Origin of the sequence: Rubidibacter lacunae KORDI 51-2, assembly GCF_000473895.1 — a bacterium.
GTDB classification, from domain to species: domain Bacteria; phylum Cyanobacteriota; class Cyanobacteriia; order Cyanobacteriales; family Rubidibacteraceae; genus Rubidibacter; species Rubidibacter lacunae.
The window spans coordinates 179,831-197,536 of the sequence record NZ_ASSJ01000076.1 but is presented as its reverse complement, the minus strand read 5'-3'; the positions used below and the strand labels follow the sequence as shown (position 1 = coordinate 197,536).

At 58.2% G+C, this 17,706-nt stretch carries 15 protein-coding genes and 1 pseudogene; 7 read left to right on the top strand and 9 right to left on the bottom strand.

Going from position 1 to position 17,706, the window contains the following annotated elements; translation table 11 throughout:
* Positions 1-36: 36 nt before the first annotated feature.
* Positions 37-1,086 (top strand): amidohydrolase family protein, encoded by a 1,050-nt coding sequence (locus KR51_RS13995; protein ID WP_022608700.1) that lies wholly within the window; start codon positions 37-39, stop codon positions 1,084-1,086.
* 349 nt (positions 1,087-1,435) lie between these two features.
* Complete coding sequence (locus tag KR51_RS19860; protein ID WP_156915120.1) at positions 1,436-1,675, top strand: hypothetical protein; 240 nt, start codon at positions 1,436-1,438, stop codon at positions 1,673-1,675.
* A 156-nt stretch (positions 1,676-1,831) separates the two neighbouring features.
* On the opposite strand, the gene KR51_RS13990 is transcribed toward KR51_RS19860, so the two are convergent.
* The 6 genes from KR51_RS13990 to ndhM all read right to left on the bottom strand — a co-directional run bounded on the left by KR51_RS13990 (position 1,832) and on the right by ndhM (position 8,895).
* Positions 1,832-2,467, bottom strand: coding sequence for a methyltransferase domain-containing protein (locus tag KR51_RS13990; RefSeq protein ID WP_022608699.1), 636 nt, complete (start codon positions 2,465-2,467; stop codon positions 1,832-1,834).
* 19 nt (positions 2,468-2,486) lie between these two features.
* The gene (locus tag KR51_RS13985; protein WP_022608698.1) at positions 2,487-2,831 is read right to left on the bottom strand and encodes a phage holin family protein; all 345 of its coding nucleotides are present in this window, start codon (positions 2,829-2,831) and stop codon (positions 2,487-2,489) included.
* An 851-nt stretch (positions 2,832-3,682) separates the two neighbouring features.
* A complete protein-coding gene (locus tag KR51_RS17680) occupies positions 3,683-6,370 on the bottom strand; it encodes an Ig-like domain-containing protein (protein WP_022608697.1) in 2,688 nt (895 codons plus the stop codon).
* 147 nt (positions 6,371-6,517) lie between these two features.
* Positions 6,518-8,272 (bottom strand): protein phosphatase 2C domain-containing protein, encoded by a 1,755-nt coding sequence (locus tag KR51_RS13975; protein ID WP_156915119.1) that lies wholly within the window; start codon positions 8,270-8,272, stop codon positions 6,518-6,520.
* A 116-nt stretch (positions 8,273-8,388) separates the two neighbouring features.
* Complete coding sequence (locus KR51_RS19855) at positions 8,389-8,538, bottom strand: hypothetical protein (protein ID WP_156915118.1); 150 nt, start codon at positions 8,536-8,538, stop codon at positions 8,389-8,391.
* Positions 8,539-8,895 carry an NAD(P)H-quinone oxidoreductase subunit M gene (gene ndhM / locus KR51_RS13970; RefSeq protein WP_022608695.1) on the bottom strand — a complete coding sequence of 119 codons (357 nt, stop codon included), beginning with the start codon at positions 8,893-8,895 and terminating at the stop codon, positions 8,539-8,541.
* Positions 8,896-9,013: 118 nt separating this feature from the next.
* Between ndhM and KR51_RS13965 the strand changes: the two genes are divergently transcribed.
* Complete coding sequence (locus tag KR51_RS13965) at positions 9,014-10,996, top strand: GAF domain-containing sensor histidine kinase (RefSeq protein WP_022608694.1); 1,983 nt, start codon at positions 9,014-9,016, stop codon at positions 10,994-10,996.
* A gap of 63 nt (positions 10,997-11,059) precedes the next feature.
* Complete coding sequence (locus tag KR51_RS13960) at positions 11,060-11,623, top strand: SRPBCC family protein (RefSeq protein ID WP_022608693.1); 564 nt, start codon at positions 11,060-11,062, stop codon at positions 11,621-11,623.
* Positions 11,624-11,725: 102 nt separating this feature from the next.
* Here the strand turns inward: KR51_RS13960 and urtE are convergent, their stop codons facing one another.
* The 3 genes and pseudogenes from urtE to pdxH form a co-directional block, all read right to left on the bottom strand.
* On the bottom strand, positions 11,726-12,427 hold the full coding sequence (gene urtE / locus KR51_RS13955) for an urea ABC transporter ATP-binding subunit UrtE (protein WP_040656377.1): 702 nt from the start codon (positions 12,425-12,427) through the stop codon (positions 11,726-11,728).
* 446 nt (positions 12,428-12,873) lie between these two features.
* Positions 12,874-13,611: pseudogene (urtD, locus tag KR51_RS21345) on the bottom strand (urea ABC transporter ATP-binding protein UrtD); the annotation flags it as partial.
* 181 nt (positions 13,612-13,792) lie between these two features.
* The gene (gene pdxH, locus KR51_RS13945; RefSeq protein ID WP_040656289.1) at positions 13,793-14,431 is read right to left on the bottom strand and encodes a pyridoxamine 5'-phosphate oxidase; all 639 of its coding nucleotides are present in this window, start codon (positions 14,429-14,431) and stop codon (positions 13,793-13,795) included.
* 288 nt (positions 14,432-14,719) lie between these two features.
* On the opposite strand from pdxH, the gene KR51_RS13940 reads away from it, so the two are divergent.
* The 3 genes from KR51_RS13940 (at position 14,720) to KR51_RS13930 (ending at position 17,400) form a co-directional block, all read left to right on the top strand.
* Entirely contained in the window at positions 14,720-15,088 is a 369-nt protein-coding gene (locus tag KR51_RS13940; protein WP_022608689.1) for a LapA family protein, read from the top strand.
* Positions 15,089-15,180: 92 nt separating this feature from the next.
* On the top strand, positions 15,181-15,999 hold the full coding sequence (locus KR51_RS13935; protein WP_022608688.1) for a segregation/condensation protein A: 819 nt from the start codon (positions 15,181-15,183) through the stop codon (positions 15,997-15,999).
* Positions 16,000-16,239: 240 nt separating this feature from the next.
* Entirely contained in the window at positions 16,240-17,400 is a 1,161-nt protein-coding gene (locus tag KR51_RS13930; protein WP_022608687.1) for a sugar phosphate nucleotidyltransferase, read from the top strand.
* Positions 17,401-17,706: the final 306 nt, after the last annotated feature.

The window sequence follows — 17,706 nt, the reverse complement described above, 5'->3', positions numbered from 1 at the left end:
ATCGCCTCCCCTCGCTCGGCTTCAAGGAGGTTCCTCGTGACACTGCACGCCGATTTACACCGCCACCTGGGCGGCTCTGTCGTACCGCGCATTCTCTGGCGATACTTTCAGCGACACAACCCGGAGATGGCCGGTCGCTTCCCGGAGTACCTGGAGTTCGAATCGTTTTATACGCGCCCGCGCAACACGCTGGACGAATACCTAGAGCTGCACACGCTGGTGGAGAGCGTGCAAACTCCGCACACGCTGCCTTACTTTATCTATCGATTGTTACGTGGCGCGTATATTTTTGAAAATTTAGCCTATCTGGAGATTCGCTACACGCCTTATTTGCGTACGGACGCCCGCCTCGATCGAAGCGCGCGGATCGAACAGATGTATGAGGTGATTCGCATCGTCGGGGAAGCGAGTCGCGAGGCGGATTACCCGATCGTCACGGGTCAGATTCTCTGCATGCACTCGCGGTTGCCTTTCGAGGTTAATAAAGCGATCGCCGATGCGGCGGCCGACCTGCCGGAATACGTCTGCGGAATTGACATGGCAGGGGGAGATTCCCATTACGCCGATCGCCTCGACGAAATCGTCGGACTCTACCAATACGCGCGATCGCGCGGGCTCAAAACCACCGGTCACGTCTACGAAACCGCCGATGGTTGCTATCCGGAGTTGCTGCCATACTTGATGCGTATCGGACACGGTATCCAAATCCCGCTGCGGGAGCCGGAACGACTGCGGGAGTTAGCTGCTGCAGGGCAGTGCCTGGAAGTTTGTCCGACCACGTATTTGAAGACAGGCACTCTCGAAAACATTTACGAACTAAAGGTCGTGTTCGATCGCTGCTTTGAAGCGGGCGTCGATACTGCCATTTGCACCGATAACGCCGGGTTGCACAACGTGCGGTTGCCCTTCGAATACGAAAACCTGCTGACCTGCGACGCGATCGACTTTCGGCAACTGCAGGCATGCCAGGAGGCGGCTTTCCGCCACGCCTTCGCGTGGCCCCACGTGCGCCCGCCGTCGACCCTGCTCGAGCGCGCTCTCCAGAATGGGGACCCCCAGCAAGAACCTTTGCTGGCAACATACTAGGTTGCAGCCGCTCGGATTCGCTTCGCCACCGCAAGGAGCGATCGCCTGTATCTCCCGATTGTTCTATTCTTCTCTTTGGCACTCAGTTTCACTCGGCTAGCGCTCGGCTTTCGCCTTAGCAATCCGAGAGATAGTCTGTCTTCAAGCGCAACAAGATTTTTTGAACGTGCAAAGCTCTTCTCTCACCTCTACGACGAGTTCGCAGAAGGGAGAATCTTTTGATGTCTGGTCCACTCTCATGTGTAGGGTCCGGCCTCGCAGTTTCCGCAAGCCAAGTATTAAGAGGGCACTAGTGCCTACAGGTGCTTCTCACTCAAATCGGATGCTGGTGTAAACCAAGGGTGTCAACTTGCAGATTGCCACTGTCGAGTTGATGGATGGCGGTACCAATCGCGATCGCTGGCTGTTTTTAGCAAAACTGAAACTCTCTAGACAGCCATTGCCCAATGGCATGAGACTTCTTGAAAAATACTTGGAAACTTTGCTTAGCGTGTCACACAACAAATCAAAATCGCCTCATTTTGGAGGATTCGTGACTTCTCAAGCCTTCCTGAGAACCACGATGCAAGAGGTCTTTATGAACACCTGATGACCTTACTGACTGACACATCTCCTGAAACCCCAGAAATTTCGCAGCGTGCTTGCGGGGCATGAGGCACTTGTGTAGGCCATCCAGCCCGATCACACCTAAAGAAACCAGGTGAATTGAGAAACTCTGAGGAGATTGCGCCCCATCGCTTGCAACTCAAAGCAGGCTGCGCTCCCGGTCGGTGTATTGTTCGTCCCGCCGTCGCAACCGGCCGAAGTGCTCTTCACCCTGCCTGACCGAGATTGAATGTGCAATCGGCTCCAGGCATAGGATCTCAAAGGCTCGACCGAAGAGCCGCACGATGTCTGCAGGATGCGAGCCGAAGGGCGGACCGCCAGGGCGACTGTGGGTAAAGAAGATGGCTAACAGCTCGCCACCCGGTTTCAGCAACGATCGCGTCAACTGAACGTAAGCGTCGCGTTGAGTTGGAGGCAGCGCGCAGAAGCAGGTATGCTCGATCGCGTAATCGAAACTGCCGGCAAACTCCTGCGGGAGTGCGAAGATATCGCTCAGCAAGAAGGTTGCGGGGATGCCATCGCGGGCGGCGGCGGCAGTGGCGGAAGCGATCGCCGACGGAGCGAAATCGACGCCGACAACCTCGAATCCATGTCGCGCGAACAACAGGGCATCGCTGCCGCGTCCGCACCCCAGCACGATCGCCCGACCCAGCGGCAGTGCCATTTCGCTGGCTAACCAGCTCGCGAACGGCGGTGCGGGTTGACCGAGGTCCCACCGCGTTGACCCATCCAGGTAGCGCGATTCCCAGTACTCCGACCGAGCGACATCGGTCATTAGGCGTCGGTTATCAAGTCTAGTTGTCTTTGATGAGATTGCCGAGCAGACTCGACACGAACGCCAGCACTAGCGAACCGAATAGCGCTGGAAAGAACCCGTTGACTTCAAAGCCCGGTGTCAGATAGCCGACCAGTGCAAAAGCGATCGCGTTGACGACCAGTAAAAATAACCCCAAGGTCACGATCGTCAGCGGCAGCGTGAAAATAATCAAAATCGGCTTGACAATCGCGTTCGTCAAGCCCATCACCCCCGCGCCAATGAGGGCAGAGGCACCCCCGCTAATCTCCAAACCCGGCACCAGCCGCGCCGTCAAGAAAAGTGCTCCAGCTGACACAATCCAGGTCAGAATGAACTGTCCCATAGATCCACCATCAAGCTTCACAATCTCCGGAACCCGCGCGAACGCAATGGTCGCTGCTGGGTACACTCCGAAGTTTCTACCATCAGCATCCTATCGTAGGACCCAAATGCTGTCGAGCGATCGCCTGCGGCGGTGTAGTGCCTTCTCGGAGGGTGCAATCGTCGTTCGCAAGGCAAGCGCAAGCGAATGAGGCTATTGCTTGGAATCACTCTTATCCCAATTTGCAAAATGCCTATGACAGATGAGGTGAGGCAATCTCGAGGAGTAAGGGTTCCCGAGCTGCCATCGATCGGAGCACTTCTCGGGGCTGGCATCACAACAGTACGAGAACGCGGACACACGATGCGGTGTCGGGAGCGATGCGTCAGACAACTTGATGATATCTCGAACCCGATGCACGCGAACGGGGGAAAGTCGACGGCAAAACATTCCTCGAGCCGAACTAGCTCGCGCTCCGGACTGGCAACGATGTGTCATCGTAAACGACTTAACTGGTGTAATTGATAGCGTTAGCCCGTTAGTCCTGCGCGGTGAGGATGGCGCGGGTGCAGAACCATCATTTGGTCATGTTCCTAGCCCAGCTCGAGCATCACATTTCAAGCCACTCGGCAGGATCCTTCCTCCCTAGTTGAGAGAGCAGAAAGCGCGCTTTATAGCTCCAAAGGCAAAAGACACAAGCGCTATCCATACGACGACTGGGAAGAACCCGACCGGAGATCGCGAGCTGGCTCGAGCGGTCGTTTCCACGAACCTAAACCTTCCAGACAGTTTGCGTCGTCTGGTTCCCGTGCACACACCACCGAGCGATCGCCACACGCGACGCGATCGCTCGGTTGTTAAACGGTGTTGCCTTAACCGAAGTCGAAGTCCCCAACGACGAGGGCATCGGGTTGGATGTCGAGGAGCGTTGCGCGGATGCCGTTCTCGCCGGTGAGGGCGATTGTCGTGTCATTGCCTTGCGCAGTGAAGATCAGGTCCTCAAATGCAAAGCCGCCGCCAATGCCGATCGTGTCCGTCCCCGATGCGAAGTCTGCGATTGTCGTGTCGGATACGATGTCGATCGATTCCGAACCGACGATCTCGAAGAAGTCCGCTCCCAGACCGCCAATGAAGCGGCTGTTCGTCCCCGTCGCCAACAAAATATCGCTACCGCTACCGCCGAAAAGCGTGTCGTTGCTGCCTGCAATCAGGGTATCGTCGCCGTCTTGAGCGTAGAGGCGGTTTCCGCCCCCGCCCGCCGACGCATCGAGGATGTCCCCATCGCTGCCGCCGAAGAGGCGGTCGTTTGTACCGGCGAACAGCTCGTCGCTCGCACTACCGCTGAAGATGCGATTGCCCCCTTCTTCACTCCCTGAGGCATCCACGAGGTCGGCACCACTACCGGTGAAAGTTAGCGTACCGTTGCCATCAAATTCGTCGCGCGGGTCGTCGGCATCGAACAGATCGTCGCCCAGCGTTCCAAAGATTAGCGGTGCCGGTTCTGGCTCGATCTCCACGTTGAGCGTTGCAACCTCAGAGGTGCTGGTGCCATCGCTAGCCACGATGCCCAGCGTAAAGCTGGCGGGCTCGAGGTTGTCGGTTTCGACAATCGAAACTTCACCTGTGGAAGGCTCGATCGCGAAGAAGCCGTCTTCGTTACCGGAGGCGATCGCGTAAGTTAGTTGGTCGACAGGCGTGTCGGAGTCTGTTGCCTGCACCGTAGCGATGGTCGCACCTTGAACCACTGCGTCTTCAGTCAGCGTGACGCCTGGCAGTGCTCCGAGCACCGGGGCATTGGAGATCGTGACATTTACCTTGGTTGTATCCGTTCCACCATTGCCGTCGCTGACGGTGTAGGTAAAGCTATCGGTTCCGCTGAAGCCGGCAGCAGGAGTAAAGGTGACGGTGCCGTCAGCATTCACATCGACAGTACCGCCATTGCTGCCCTGAGTGACGCTCTCGATACTGAGAGTATCGCCATCGATGTCAGAGTCATTATCTAGAACGACGATCGTTGCCGCCACGTCTTCACCAGTGGTTGCCGCGTCGTCATTTGCTTCGGGGTCGTCATTGACTGGGGCGATCGCGACCGTAACCGTAGCTGTAGCGGTCAAACCGCCATCGGTAACGGTGTATTCGAAGCTATCGCTGCCGTTGAAGTTGGCATTGGGCGTGTAAGTAACCGTGCCATCGGCATTGATGGTGACACTCCCGTTCCTGCCTTGGGTGGCGCTCTCGACACTGAGAGCATCGCCATCGGGATCGCTGTCATTAGCCAGAACGTCGACGGTCACGGCCGCATCTTCATTTGTCGAACCCGTGTCTTCGGCGGCCTCGGGAGGAAGCAGAGAAACGGGATCGACCTCAACCGTTACGTTGGCGACATTTGAGGTGAGCTCGCCATCGGAAACGGTGTAAGTAAAGCTGTCGGTCCCGCTGAAGCCGGCAGCAGGTGTATAAACGATCGCGCCATTTTCGACCGCAGCCGTACCGTTATCCGGCGCGTCGGTCACGCTCGGGGTGAGGTCGGTACTGTCGACATCCGTATCGTTTGCCAGCACGTCAATAGTGACTGATTGGTTCCCAGCCGTCGTGACGCTGTCGTCAATGGCGGTTGGTGGATCGGGGACGTCGGCAACGGTGACGGAGAAGGTGTCTTCTGCCGTATTGCCGAGCAGATCGGTGGCCCGCACGGTGATGTCAGCCGTCCCGACTGCGTCGGGTTGGTAGGCAAGGACCAGTTGGCCGTTTGCGATCGACGTCGTGACGAGATTGGGATTGGAGTTGCTGACAACTTCGAAGTTTGTTAGCTCGGGTTGCTGGGAAATCGTAATTCCTTCATAGCGCACCAAGTTTTGGTCGCTCGTGACCTGCGGTACGTTGGGGTCGTCCAGTATTAGCGGTAAGTCTGTAAACGCGCCCTGACCGAAGAATTGCGTGCCCTCAAACACTGGCAGTGCTGCAATGGTATCGAGCGTCTCGAGGTCGTCCTCCGAGAGAACTTCACCGAAGACCGTAAAGCCGCCGTTTTGGCTGTCGAGGTTGGACGAGTTGTCGCCGAGGTTAAAAAACCACTGACTCGTCGCACTGTCGGGATCGCCTCCAACCTTCGCCATCGCGATCGTGCCGCGCACGTTGGAGCGATCGCTGCTGAACTCGTTTTGAACGGGCGGATCGGTTGGAACGAGGCTCGTCGATCCTGCGCCGCTGCTCGCATCATTCTGAGCCAGCTCTTCGGCTAGACCGTCGACGACAAAGCCCCCACCTTGGATGACAAAATCCGATACCAAGCGGTGAATGATGGAATTGACGTAATCGCCGTCGTTGACGTAGTTGCTGAAATTCTGAACGGTGAGGGGTGCACCCTCATCGGCTTGGTCGAACAACACAACGTTCGTTGCGCCACCGTTGCCCAGGTCTTGGTTCTCCAACTGGAAAGTCGCGACCAAACCCGTCGTAAACGGATTGTCAAATACCTCGGCGAGGTCGATCGCATTAGTAGGAGCGTCTTCCAAAACGCTCACGTCGTTAATTGGTGTTGTGACTTTCAGTTCGGTCATGGACTCCCCGCTCGCTACTCAGTTGCCAGGACTAGTCGTAGCACACTTTGCGGCGCAGTCTCCGGGAGAAAATCTGTAGTCACCTGCCGTTGTCTGTAGCCTGGAACACCTTTGTGTTCTGCGATCCGGCGTCCTTGCTACCGGTGCTCAACGACGGAAGTCGCTGGGATCGCGCAGGGGCGAACCAAGGAGGCGTTGGCGAACGCCGTCGATCGCCGCGCGCGCCTCGGGCACGAATGCATATGACAATCCGATCGCACTTGCGATGGCAACGGCAACGATTGCGAGGCTGAGAGCGATTGCTGCCCGCGGTGTGGCTGCCCGAACGGTCGGGGTCGATTGGCGCTGGCGCAGCGGGCTCGGGCGCTCGAGGTTGGTTGCCCTCAACACTGAAGACACCCAAGACTCCCACGGGCCGAGCAGCGCGGTGTCGTCCGAGCCGCCGAGTCGGCTGACCTGGCAATAGAGCAGCGCCACCGTAACATTATCGTGACCGTTTTGGGTATTGGCGATCGTCAGCAAGCGCTCGGCAGCCTCCTGGAGCGTCGTCTGCTCTTCCAACACTGGCAGGAGTTCTTGCTCCCAATACTGCTCGACGCGATCGAAATCGCTCAACCCATCAGAACACAGCAAAAACAACCCGTCTTCATCGAGAACCACCCGCTGGATGTTCGGGTGCAGCAACGCAGACGGTCCCGTGCCCAACACCTGAACGAGCGAACCAGCCGCCGGCTGCTGTAGAGCCTCACGATAGAGGGTCTGCCCGAGGCGCGTTTGCTGCGAGGCTACGTCGTCGTCTAGAGTCAGTTGTTGACAGCCGCGCCGCGTGATCCAATAAGCGCGCGAGTCGCCCACGTGGGCAACGTAGAGTTCGTGGGACCGCGCCATCGCCATCACCAATGTTGTTCCCATGCGCTGGCGGCCCTGGCGGCGTTCGCGATCGTTGCGCTCTCCGATCGCGTCGTTAGTTTCCCGCAAAATCTCTGCTAACTCCAAGGAGATTGCCTCCGGCTCCTGAGGCGCGATCGCTTGAGGCAGCTCGCTCAGCTTTCGCAGCATCACGTCGACGGCCAAACGCGACGCCACTTCGCCCTCCGCATGACCGCCGACCCCATCGCAAACGATTGCCAGGGCATCAGCAGCTGCCAGCCCGTCCTCGCCAATGTGAAGGGCGTCCTCATTGTGGTCGCGCATCGGTCCGACATCGGTCCGCGCTGCCAACTGAAACAAACGCTGTTGGGAGCTCCCGCAGCGTTGCAGAGCGCGATCGAGGACGGCTACGAGTTGCTCGGGCCGCGCGATCGCGCCCGCGGTCAGTTGCACGCACACAAAACTGAAGAAATCACGAATGGCTGGAGAGGCACCTTCTGTCCATGGCGTCCACAGCAGCCCGAGCTGTGCCAGCGACATCGACTCCGGCTCGGGGTCGAGCGGGAGTTCTAACAAGTGCACGAGCGACCCGTCCACGCGCACCAACTTCGCGTCCAACAATGCACCCGCCACGCCCTGGTCGGACAAGGGTTGCCACAACCGTGCCATCTGCCACAACCAATGCAATTGCCGCAGCGGCGAGGTTCCAGCCCATGCATCGGTTAACATCGGCAGCACCTCACCGCGCTCCAGCCCCGCTGCGCGATCGCTGCGCAAGTAGCCGTACTCTAGCAACCACAGATCGCGATCGCTCACGCGTCCGAACACCTGCGGGACATGGAGTTGGTAGGGTGACAGGCGCGAGTAGGGCAGCAGGGCTTCCGGAACCCGGTCGGGGAAATCGGGTGGCTGGGCTGGCTGCGTGTCTAGCACCACTGCCCCCGCTATCACGCGGTAGCGCCCGGCGAGTAACTCGCCCGGTGCGAAGTCAGACGCGCCCGGTCCGACTACCCGCAGAAACAGCCGCAACAAGGGCCTTTGGTATTTATGACAATCCCGCGCATCTGCCGCATTGGGGGACTGACGGTTCGAATTCGCGGAGTGTGCGGCTGCTGAAGCTGACTCCTCGGGCATAATCGGTTCTTGCCTCACCGCCGTGCGGACTGCGCGAGCAACAAACAAGCGATCGCCAAGCGATCGCCGAACGGACAATCTAAAGTCAACGGGCGCGCATTGTTGCCCGCCCGCTCCGCGCGTAGATTAATAAATTTGATGGCTCGATCGGTCGTTTGACTCACTTATAAATACTTCCCTTCTGAGTCGGGATTTTGTACGCGCGGCAGACCCATACTGTAATTGAGAACGCGGCTGTTGAGGTTGTAGCTGATTTCACCGCTAGCCAGGAGCGAGCGAATCAGATGCTCTAAATCAGATCCGATTCGGCGAAGGTTGTACTCTGTCAGCTCTCGACCATTGTTCGCTTCAACGAGCCGGTCGAATTGACGGTAAACCTTTTGCAGAGTTTCTTCGCTCCAGATAAATTCGTTGTCAGGGTCGATATCCAGAGTCAGTACGTTCTGGCTGGGGATAAGTTCGTTATCGCCGATCTCGGCGGCGTACAGTCGGATGTGGCGCGTAGTGGACTTAGTTAACATGGCGAACGAATTCCTGTCAGTGCTGCGCGATGGGTTTCCAAGATTGTAAAGGCACGTAAACCGCTTTCAGAGAGTCGGGGGTATATTCAAGAGTATCGTTTTATAGCTTGGGACCCTCGTGCCCCGCTCGAATCCCACTGGCGAGCCATTCCGCCTTTCCCCCGCCGATCCGTGTGACCTCGGATCGCGCATAGACCGCGCGATCGCGCGCGGCAGCAACGACGCGGCAGCTGTTTTATCGCAAGTGGCTCAGGCGCTGGGTGAAACGTTTGCAGTACCTGCGTGTTGTTTGCTGGCGCGATCGCAGCCCACCGCATCCGTGAGAGCGGCGTGGTGGTTTCGCGATGGCGGCTCGGCATGCTTGCAGCCCGACCGCTTTCAGACCCATGCTGCCAGATTGTTGTCGGTGACGAGTTCGACCGAGCCGGTAGCCTACTCGTCCTCGATCGGCGTAACCAGCGAACCCTGGAGCTGGCTGAGCGAAACTTTCACGGTCGAATCATGGCTGGGACTGACCTTACCCTACGCCGAAGCTGGCTGGGGCGGCATCTGGTTGGGGGGCACGCGCGATCGCGCGTGGACGGTGGAGCTGCGCCAGCTCTTGTTAGCTTGTCGGGAGCGCGTGGCAGTGGCGCTTGTTTGGGCTGGGTTGCAGGAGAGCGTTCAGCACCAAGCCCGCTATCAAGGATTACGACGCGACCTCGGCGACATTTTGCGCACGGCGCTGCATCTCAACGAAGTGCTGGCAGTCGCCCTCGGCGCAACGGGGCGTGCTCTGGAGGTCGCGCGCGCTTTTGTGCTAGCGCTCAAGTATGACGATCCCCTAGCCGCCTGTTGCAGCAGCCCAACAGTACCGACTGCCAAGGTGGAAGTAATCGCGCGATGGGCGGCCAGCCCGGAAACGCCGCTGCCGCCCCTGGGCACGAGCTTTGCACTGGCAGATGCACCTTGTTGCCAGCAAGCTTGGCAACAAGCCCCCGAGCCGCTGGCGATTGCTGATTTGGCAGCTGGACCGTTGCCACTGGCAAGTTGTGCGACTGCATTGCTCTGCGAAGAAGGCGCTTCAGCGTGGACGCTCGTCCCACTAGCCGGGCGCCCCAGCAGCGAGGACGATCTGGGGTGCGTACTGGGGTTCCTGGTGTTCCAGCAAGACTACCCACGCCATTGGCACGGGGAAGAGCTGGAGTTGCTGCAATTCGTTGCGTCGCAGGTGAGTGCGGCCACCCTCCACCACAAAGTGCTCCAGCGATCGCAAGCGTTGGTGGAAGCGCGTACGGCCCAGCTCCAGCACAGCCTAGAGGTCCAGGCCAAGCTCTACGAAACGACGCGCCAGCAAGTCAACCAACTCCAGCATCTCAATCAGCTCAAAGACGAATTTCTCAGTACGATGAGCCACGAGCTGAATACGCCACTGGCGACGATGAAGATTGCTGTCAAGATGCTCGGTCAACCCGGACTCGACTCCGAGCGTCGCGCCAAGTACCTCGATATCCTCGATCGCGAGCTGCGACGCGAGAGCGCGCTTATTCGAGATCTGCTGGCACTCCAACAAATTGCATCCTCGCAGACCGACCCCGCACGCTCCGGCCGGAGCGTGCGGGATCTCGACCTGCATGCGTTGTTGCACGACATACAAACCGAGCTTGCAGAAACCTTGCAGACGCGGGGGTTAACGCTGTCGATCTCCTATCTCCCGCCGCTGTCGGAGACAACGTTCCTGCAAGTGCGAGCTGATGGCAATGCCCTGCGGCGGGTGATCCAAGAATTGTTAACGAATGCCAGCAAGTTTGCCGCCGCCGACACCAGCGTGCGCCTGCAAATCTCCCAGCGAACCGATACTGCCGGCGGCCATCGCCTGGTTCTAACATTTACCAATACCGGCGTGGGCATCCATCCCGAAGACTTACCCCATATTTTCGCGCCGTTTCGACGCGGACGCGGGGCCACCAAGCAAGCAATTTCCGGGACGGGTTTAGGATTGGCATTGGCGGAAAGCTTGGTCAAACAGCTCGACGGCACGCTCGAAGCAGCCAGCGACTTCCGCGATGGTATGCCTTGCGATACGCGGTTTACGCTAGCACTCCCGCAGTCTGCCAACTGAGTTGCAAGGACACTCGAGATTGTTACACTGACGACCAATATGCCAATTTCTAACTAACTGTTCGTGAACGAAGAAGACCTTTTACCGACCTCATTAGATGGGTCGGAGCTGCTGGAGCCGGAACCGACTGTTGAGGCGGCTGATGCAGTCGAAATTACCACCGAAGCACGCGAGCGCGAGCGCTGTCTGACAGCGCGGATCGCGATCGCGCGGCCGCTGGAGCCAATTTGGCAGGTGCTCACAAACTACGAGGCACTGCCCGAGTTCATCCCGAGCTTGGAAGCAAGTCGGCGACTGGCACATCCACATGGCGGGGTGCGCGTGGAGCAGATTGGATTCCAGCAATTGTTGAGGGTTAACTTCCGTGCCCGCGTCGTTCTCGATCTCGATGAGATTTATCCAGAGCAGATCCATTTCCGCATGGTTGAGGGCGACTTTCGCCGCTTTGAAGGTTACTGGTCGCTCGCCCCCACAACCGATCCGACGGCTGGCGAAGTCACAACCCTGACCTATAACCTCACGGTGCTGCCGCCGCGCACAATGCCGGTCGGTTTGATTGCCCAGCGCCTGCGTCGGGATTTAACGGTTAACTTGCTAGCAATTCGCCAGCGCGTGACCGGCACCTAGGTGCCGCCGATGAAGCCCAATACGGCTCAAAATGGGGCGTTAGGCTCTTGCAGATAGGTTCCACTATTGGCACAACCGCCGAGAAGACAGCAGACCCCAGAACTAGACTGCCAAGAAGCGTTGGATCACGACCTGCGATAGCTCGCTCGTCGGACCCGAAGCAACGATGCCCCCTTTTTGCATGGCGTAGTAGCGATCGGCCTGGCGCACGAAGTGCAAGTGTTGTTCGACGAGGAGTACGGAGATGCCGCGGGTGGCAATGATACGTCGAACCGCTGCTTCGATTTCCATGACGATCGACGGCTGGATTCCTTCCGTCGGCTCGTCGAGAACCAACAAACGCGGGTTACCCATTAACGCGCGCGCGATCGCAAGTTGCTGCTGCTGTCCCCCGCTGAGGTCGCCGCCCATCCGCGACAGCATGGTTTTCAACACCGGAAAAAGCGTAAAGATCTCCTCAGAAATCGTTTCTCTCCCCGTACGACCTTGCGGCCGTGCCTCCAGACCCAGCAGCAGGTTTTCCTCAACTGTCAAGCGCGGAATAATCTCGCGTCCTTGGGGCACGTAACCGATGCCAAGACGCGCGCGGCGATCGGGCGTCAGCTGAGCGATCGGGCGCCCCTCAAGCCGGAGCTCGCCCGTGCGCGGTGCGAGCAATCCCACAACCGTTTTCAGCAGGGTGGTTTTGCCGACACCGTTGCGGCCGATCAAGCACACCATCTGCCCGGTCGGTACGAGCATGTCCACATTCCGCAGAATATGACTCTCGCCGTAGTAGACGTTCAGATCCGACACCTGCAGCATCGGTGCGGTTTTCGTATGGAGTGAGTTGGTAACTGCTTGCGCCATTAGCTATCTCCCTCAACTTCGGCTTCCAGACGGGCGACGGTTTCGCGATCGAACTCCAACAGGCCGACCAATTTCTCGTAGGCTCGTCGCTCGTATTCGTTGATATGCGGTTCGTGCGACCTACGGGCGTGGGCAAGGATAACCTCGTACCCGAGCTTCAGCACCAGCTCGCGATCGCGAGTGCTCTTCAATTCGGCCGCCAGCGCATCCATACCCAAGTCAGCCGCTAAATAATCCCGCAACTCCCGTTGCAGCTCCTGCTGCTGTTCTATATCCTGGGCAAACACGCGGCTCAATCGCTCCAGGATTGCCTTTTCCTCTTCTGATGTGAGGTTACCGTCCGACCATGCCAGCGAGGCCACGATCCGCAATACCTTCAGCTGTTCGGGAGAAATCGTCGGCGCTTGTCCCAAATACACTTCAATCGTTCGCGGGTCGTTCTGGACTGTCTCGATGCTGCCCTCACAGAGCACCGAGCCTTGGTGCAATACGGTCACTTGCCGCGCGATTTGCCGCACGAACTCCATGTCGTGCTCGATGACGATCAGCGAATGGCTTTCCGCCAGTGCCAGCAACAAATTGCCGACGTTTTCCGTTTCTTCATCGGTCAGTCCAGCAACCGGCTCGTCCACGAGCAGCAAATCCGGCGATTGCGCCACCAGCATCCCAATTTCCAGGCGTTGCTTCTCGCCATGAGACAAAAACTGCGCGCGCATGTCCGCCTTCGCCGACAGCCCAATGGTTTCCAGCAGCGCGATCGTTCTGCGCTTGTCCTCCACAGCCGCTTGCCCGAATAGAGTTGAAAACACGCCTTTGTTGCGGTTGCAGGCAAGGTCGAGATTTTCGCGAGTCGTGAGTTGCAAGTACACCCGCGGCGTCTGAAATTTCCGCCCGATTCCGAGTCGCGCGATCTTGTGTTCCGGCCGGCCGCGCAAGTCCTGCCCTTTAAACAACACGCGTCCTTCTGTAGGTTGCACCTTGCCGGTGATGACATCTAGGAACGTGGTTTTGCCCGCTCCATTTGGTCCGATTACGACGCGCAGCTCGCCGGCAGCCAAACTGAAGTTAAGGTCGTTCAGCGCCTTGAACCCATCAAAGCTTACAGTGAGATGCTCGGTAGCGAGAATGGTATCGGTCATAGGTCGCCCGCAGTTCGAACTCGATATTACCGCCGATGCTTGCAAAAAATGTCGTTTTGTCAGCGATTGCTGCAGCAATGCCTGCCGTCGCGCTTTTGGGTGAAGGCATCATCCCCTACCGACGCGCGCACGACCGATTGCCGAACGTAACAGACGGGCTCGCTTCGCGCTTACCCAGACCTTAGGGTGCGAGGCGATCGCGCGTCCAGCCGCCATTGGTGCGACGATAGCGCAGGCGATCGTGTAGGCGATTCGGCCGTCCCTGCCAGAATTCAATTTCATCCGGCACCAACCGAAAACCGCCCCAGTGCGGCGGTCGCGGCACGGGTTCTCCCTCGGGATACTTGGCTGCCAGCGCCGCTAAATTCTTTTCCAAGACTGCTCGCGACTCCACCACCTGGCTTTGCGGCGATGCCCAAGCCCCTAACTGCGAGCCGTGGGGACGCGACTGAAAATAAGCATCCGACTCCTCGGAAGCAATTTGCTCCACGCGTCCGATCGCGCGCACTTGGCGTTCCAACTCGGCCCACCAAAATACCAGCGCGCCCCACGGAGTTGCCTGCAACTGGCGCCCTTTCTGGCTCTCGTAGTTCGTGAAAAAGATGAAGCCGCGATCGCCGTGGTCCTTAAGCAATACCAGTCGCGCGACGGGCTTGCCCTCCGGGGTAACCGTTGCCAGGGTCATGGCATTGGGTTCGGGCAGTTCGGCAGCAACGGCTTCCTCGAACCAGCGGTGAAACTGGACCAACGGATCGGTCGCGGCATCGGTTTCGCTGAGTCCGGCCCGGGTGTAGCTGCGGCGCAGTTCGGCAGAAGACATGCTCGTTGCAGACGAGCCAGAGGAAGTACTCATGAGGCAAAGTCGGCAGAATCTTTAGCTTCTTTTCCTGCAAAGTTAGCGCGATTTCTAGCACTGTAAATTCACCGCGAAATTCATCGCGGCGAAGGATGGCACGTGGGGCAGCAGTTCTTCGGGAACGCTCGGCCGCGCGCAGCGGTCGGTATCGCTTGGGTGCGCCACCGCATCTCCCTCGTTATCGTAAATAGGCGACTGTGGGATCGGTCGCCTAACAGGTATTGCTGCTTCTCGACTTCGGGAGTCCGGTCAATGCGCCAATTGAATTTCCTCATCATCTTTACGGTCTGTCTCGCTCTCGTGCTCTTTGGATTGGAGAATACCGAACTCGTTCGCATCCAAATCGTACCCGGCTATGAAGTGCAAGCGCCGCTGGCGATCGAGATGATCGTGGCGTTGGGAGTTGGTGCGCTGGTGGCCTGGGTATTTGGGGCATGGAGTCGGTTGTTACGACAGCTAGAAGGCGCTCGCGATCAACGCGAGTTGCGCTCCAAAGACGAGCAAATTCAATCCCTGACTCAGGACATTGAAGGTTACAAGGCTGAACTCGACAAGCAGCGTCAGCTCCTGCTACCCCCTGAAGAGCAACGGCCTCCCTCTGCGTCGGACGCTTCTACCTAGCCGGGTCGTTGGTGCTTACAACGCGTCCCCAACGCCAACTGGAAACCGAAGAAGCTTTGAGGAACTTTTTAGGAATTATTGAGGAGACCGGCATGAGCTTCAGCGCTGCCCGCGCCGCCTTACATAACGCGCTAGAACAAGTCGAACGCGGCGAGATCGACCCCTGGGACGTACGCGTCATCGACGCCATCGATCGCGTTTTAGACGAGCTCGAACGCCGCAGCGGCGATCGCGCCGACCTCCCCCTCTCGGGACAGGCATTCCTATGGGCGTCGATGTTGGTTTACTTCAAGGCCGATGCACTACAGCGTCTGGCCGAAGCAACTGAAGACGACGCCTCGGAGTGCGAGGAGGAATTGCTGGTTATAGCAGATGAGCGCGGGTTACCGCTGCATTTAGAGCGCCACCTTCGCCGCCGTCCGGCTGTCCCGCCGCCGCGCCGGCGCAGGGCTACCCTACCCGAATTGCTCGCTCAGATCCGGGATCTTTCAGCCGAATGGGACGCGCTCGGCGATCGCCCGCGGCCGGAGCGCCCGCGCCAGATGTCGCGCCGAGAAGCAACGGCCGCGATCGCACAACTCGCTCATGACGAGAACCTGACCGAGCTGGCGGCGCGACTGGAAGCGCTACTGAGCGATCGCCTGTCGGACGGAAGCGATTGCGAGTTAGAGGACAGTTGGCTCGACCTAGAGCAACTCCTGTGCTGGTGGATGGAATCGGCATCCGCCGTGCAGGGGGAGCGCCATCAATCTCCAACCGGGGATCGCGTGGGGGTGTTTTGGGCGCTGCTGTTGCTGTCGTCGCAGTCTAAGGTCGAGCTTTCCCAAAACGAGTTCTATCAGGATTTGAGCGTTCGCTGGCTCGAGCCGGAGACACTCCCAGCTTCTACGGTTGCTACTGCCCGAAGTTAGTCGATAATCAGCTGTTTTTGGGCAAGATTGGGGCAAGATTGGGATCTGCCGGATTGGCGTTGACGCACTTGCGCCTATACTGATGGGAAGTCTCGAAGAGTTGCCTGCTGGCAAGGCTTCCAGACGCGTTGATTGCACGGTCCCTGCTACCAAGAGGGTTGCCGGATTGACGCAACTGAGTAGAATCAGACTCAACCACCAAGCCACGGTGGGACACGCTGCAGTTTAGGAGCACCGTCTATGAAGGCCATGATTTTGGCGGCGGGTAAGGGGACGCGGGTTCGCCCGATTACCTACACAGTTCCCAAGCCTATGATTCCGATCCTGCAGAAACCCGTGATGGAGTTTCTATTGGAGCTGTTGCGCCAACATGGTTTCACCGAGGTCATGGTCAACGTCAGCCACCTGGCTAACGAGATCGAGAGTTACTTCCGCGACGGTCAGCGCTTCGGCGTCAATATTGCTTATTCCTTTGAAGGACGCATTGTCGACGGGCAGCTCGTCGGCGAAGCCCTTGGCTCGGCTGGCGGCATTCGCCGCGTGCAAGATTTCAACTGCTTTTTCGACGACACTTTTATCGTTCTCTGCGGCGATGCGCTAATCGACTTGGATTTGACGGCAGCGGTCAAGTTTCACCGAGAGCAGGGCGCGATCGCGACGGTGGTCACCAAATCCATGCCGCGCGAGGCAGTGTCGAGCTACGGCGTCGTGGTAGCGGACGAGCAGGGTCGCATCCAAACCTTCCAGGAAAAACCGTCGGTTGCAGAAGCCCTCAGCACGACGATCAACACGGGTATTTATATCCTCGAACCGGAAGTTATCGATTACATTCCTCAGAATCAAAAGTTCGACCTGGGCAGCCAGCTATTCCCGCGCTTGGTGGAAATGGGCGCGCCTTTTTACGCGATCGATATGGACTTCGAGTGGGTCGATATCGGTAAAGTACCGGACTACTGGCAGGCAATTCGCGGCGTGCTGCTTGGGGAAATCAAGAACGTGGAGATCCCTGGTACGCAAGTTGCCCCCGGTATTTACACGGGTCTGAACGTGGCGGTGAATTGGGACAAAGTGGACATCGAGGGTCCGGTTTATATTGGCGGTATGACGCACATCGAAGACGGCGCGAGGATCGTCGGACCGACGATGATCGGTCCTAACTGCTGGGTCTGCAGCGGCGCGACGGTCAACAACAGCATCATCTTCGATTACTCGCGCTTGGGTCCGAAGGTGCGCTTGGTAGACAAACTCGTATTCGGTCGTTACTGCGTGGACAAGGATGGCGCGGCGATCGACGTGCAGGCAGCCGCTCTCGATTGGCTGATTACCGACTCGCGTCAGAGCCCGCCTCACTACGAACCGGAACAGCGGACGGCACTCGCTCAATTGTTGATCGGCGAGTAAAGTTGCCCCCGGGGCGATCGCCACCTGTTACCGAGACCAATCGCGCGACATACCGGTTGTGTTCGGTAGTGCGATTGCCAGCTCCCTCATCCAGTGCTAATCACTCTAAAGTTACTTTAGGAAGACCAATAAGTGAGGAAGCCCAAAAATTCGCTCTGGTCTCCCTATGTTTTCATACTGATGTCTGAGCCGAATCACACGAAGATCTGTTCTTTCAGCTATTCTCTGCCGTAATAGCTAAAGATGGACGATTCACCAGCACGGCATTGAATCCATAAAACGCATTCCGGCAGCGATCGCGCCGCG

What these genes read in the sequence shown, in the direction of transcription:
- KR51_RS13990 (WP_022608699.1), bottom strand. Translation starts at nt 2,467, where the DNA reads ATGACCGATGTCGCTCGGTCGGAGTACTGGGAATCGCGCTACCTGGAT.
- ndhM (WP_022608695.1), bottom strand. Translation starts at nt 8,895, where the DNA reads ATGTTAACTAAGTCCACTACGCGCCACATCCGACTGTACGCCGCCGAG.
- KR51_RS13935 (WP_022608688.1), top strand. Translation starts at nt 15,181, where the DNA reads ATGAGCTTCAGCGCTGCCCGCGCCGCCTTACATAACGCGCTAGAACAA.
- KR51_RS17680 (WP_022608697.1), bottom strand. Translation starts at nt 6,370, where the DNA reads ATGACCGAACTGAAAGTCACAACACCAATTAACGACGTGAGCGTTTTG.
- KR51_RS13940 (WP_022608689.1), top strand. Translation starts at nt 14,720, where the DNA reads ATGCGCCAATTGAATTTCCTCATCATCTTTACGGTCTGTCTCGCTCTC.
- pdxH (WP_040656289.1), bottom strand. Translation starts at nt 14,431, where the DNA reads ATGTCTTCTGCCGAACTGCGCCGCAGCTACACCCGGGCCGGACTCAGC.
- KR51_RS13930 (WP_022608687.1), top strand. Translation starts at nt 16,240, where the DNA reads ATGAAGGCCATGATTTTGGCGGCGGGTAAGGGGACGCGGGTTCGCCCG.
- urtE (WP_040656377.1), bottom strand. Translation starts at nt 12,427, where the DNA reads ATGCTGCAGGTGTCGGATCTGAACGTCTACTACGGCGAGAGTCATATT.
- KR51_RS13985 (WP_022608698.1), bottom strand. Translation starts at nt 2,831, where the DNA reads ATGGGACAGTTCATTCTGACCTGGATTGTGTCAGCTGGAGCACTTTTC.